The 2,405-nt window shown below is 65.9% G+C and carries 3 protein-coding genes and 1 rRNA gene; all 4 read right to left on the minus strand.

Features of this window, described 5'->3' with window-relative positions:
• Positions 1-790 (minus strand): MFS transporter (locus ACNFOC_RS53285; protein WP_416966154.1); only part of this gene is annotated, 790 nt, incomplete at its 3' end.
• Between the two features lie 67 nt (positions 791-857).
• Entirely contained in the window at positions 858-1,553 is a 696-nt protein-coding gene (locus ACNFOC_RS53290) for a VC0807 family protein (protein WP_416966155.1), read from the minus strand.
• A 69-nt stretch (positions 1,554-1,622) separates the two neighbouring features.
• Entirely contained in the window at positions 1,623-2,267 is a 645-nt protein-coding gene (locus tag ACNFOC_RS53295) for an HAD family hydrolase (protein WP_416966156.1), read from the minus strand.
• Between the two features lie 66 nt (positions 2,268-2,333).
• Positions 2,334-2,405 (minus strand): 5S ribosomal RNA (rrf, locus tag ACNFOC_RS56165); the annotation flags it as partial.

Here is a 2,405-nt window from a genome sequence, read left to right on the forward strand (position 1 = left end):
CAAGATCCCCGATCCCCCGCCCGACCAGGCACATCACCATGTAGACGTTGTACGGAACGGTCGCGACCTGCTCCGAACTGCCCAGCACGTCCTTCAGGTACTTCGCACTCCAGTTGGAGACGGTCGAGTCCCCGATATAGGCAAAGGTCATCACCAGACACAACGGCAGCAGCAACTTGAAAACAAGAGGCCCAGCCTCCGCACCCTCACCCTCGCCCTCCGCGCCGGGCGCACCCCCGTCGACGTACCACCGACTCCCCACAAAAGCGGCCGGCAACAACACAGCCACCACCGGCAGATACGACACCCACAACGCGAGATGCCAGTGCGCCCCCGCCCAAGCCAGCGAGGCCCCCACGATCCCGCCCAGGCTGTACGCGGCATGGAAGCTGAGCATGATGCTCCGCCCGTACGTCCGCTGCAAACTCACCCCGAGCATGTTCATCGAGGCGTCCAGCGCACCCACACCGAGCCCGAACGCCCCGAGGGCGACGGCCAGTTCGACCATGCTGTCGCCCGCCCCGACCCCGAGCAGCGCCAGGAGGACAACGGGCTGGGACCAGCGCAGCAACACGCTGGGCCGTATTCGCTTCACCAGGTGCTCGGTGGTCACACTCCCGACCCCGGCGAGGATCGGCACGGCGGCCAGGAAGACGGGCAGCAACCCGTCCGAGACCCCGTACCGGTCCTGGATCGCCGGGATGCGCGTCACGAGCAGCGCGAAGGTGGCGCCCTGAGCGAAGAAGCTGAACGCCAAAGAGGCCCTACCGCGCCGCAGCACATCTGTCATGGCGGCGAGCGTAAGGGCCCCGGCGTACTCATGGGTAGATCCAGCCAAAGATGAATTCGGCTCACCTTTACCGAGCGGCGGCCAGCGAGGGAAGAACCGCAGGTGCGGGGGCGTCCCCGCCCTTCAGCTCAGCGGCGATCATCTCCGCCATCGGCCCGGCGGCAAGACCACCGCTGACGACGGCCGCCACGACCATCGTGCCGACCATGACAACCGTGCCCAGCCACACCATGGTGTCCACGGGCAACGTGTACGCACCGACGACCCGCGCCACGCACTCGGCGAGCAACATCACACCCCACACGAGCGAGAAGCGCCGCTCGGCCCGCTGAAAGGCCGCCGACCCACTCAACAGCCGCTCGAAGACGGCCTCCCGGTCCGGGTCCCCCTTCACGAGGAAGGGCTTCATACCGGCGGTCATCATCGGCTTGCCCATCACCACCGACACCAGCACCCCGACCCCGATGGCACTGCTGACCCCACTGTCCTTGGCGAGCATGAGCCGCGGATCACCGGCGACGAGGCTGAGCAACAGCCCGACGACGTTCACGAAGAGAATCAGGGCGGCGAAGGCGTTGATCGCCCGCGCAGCGACAACACCCCACACCGTCCGCACCGCCGGCACAACACTGCTCCACCCGAGCGCCGCGACGATCCCCATCCCGAACCCGCTCTTCAGCAGGTAGTACGACCCGATCGGCACTGCCACATCCACCAGCAGCGGCACGAAGTTCTGCTTCTTGGAGCCCGTGTTCGTCGTCATGCACTCAGCGTGCCGCGAGGCCCCGGCCCGCCAGTAGAACCGATCGTCCGGACCTCGGCATGACAAATGTCAAACGAGCAGGTCAGCCAACTCCCGCATGTCCCCAAAGAGTTGAGTAGCCCCCGCAAGCCGCTCAGCAGACGTCATCGCAGTGAACCCGTACACGTCCATCCCGGCCGCCACAGCAGCCTGCACCCCCAGCGGACTGTCCTCGACCACAACACACTTCTCCGGTACGACGCCCATCCGCTCGGCCGCGTACAGGAACAGATCCGGCGCGGGCTTCCCCCGCCCCACGTCCTCGGAGCTGAAGACCCACTCGTCCTCGAACCACTCGTCCAGCCCCGTCGTCCGGTGCCCCACCCGAATCCGCTCATGACTCCCGGACGACGCCACGCAGTACGGCACCCCGTCCGCGACCAGCCTCTCCAGCACCTCGACGGCCCCGGCGACCGGCTTCAACTCCCGCTCGAACGCGGCGAACACACGCGCATGGAAGACATCGTCGAAGTCGTCCGGCAACCGCTGCCCGGTCCGCTCCTCGACGAGATCGTGGACGCGGTGCATCGCGGCACCCATGTAGTCACGAAGGGACTCCTCGTACGAGGTCGGGTGCCCGAGCTCGGTGAGATAGCCGGCCAGGAGCCTGTTGGAGATCGGCTCACTGTCGACGAGAACACCATCGTTGTCGAAGATCACGAGGTCATAGCGCATACTTCTGAGCCTAAACGCAGAAAACCCCTGTACCGAATAAACGGTACAGGGGTTTTCGCAATATTTGTTCGGCGGCGTCCTACTCTCCCACAGGGTCCCCCCTGCAGTACCATCGGCGCTGTAAGGCTTAGCTTCCGG

The sequence above is a fragment of the Streptomyces colwelliae genome, assembly GCF_048158785.1.
Taxonomy (GTDB): domain Bacteria; phylum Actinomycetota; class Actinomycetes; order Streptomycetales; family Streptomycetaceae; genus Streptomyces.

What these genes read in the sequence shown, in the direction of transcription:
- ACNFOC_RS53290 (WP_416966155.1), bottom strand. Translation starts at nt 1,553, where the DNA reads ATGACGACGAACACGGGCTCCAAGAAGCAGAACTTCGTGCCGCTGCTG.
- ACNFOC_RS53295 (WP_416966156.1), bottom strand. Translation starts at nt 2,267, where the DNA reads ATGCGCTATGACCTCGTGATCTTCGACAACGATGGTGTTCTCGTCGAC.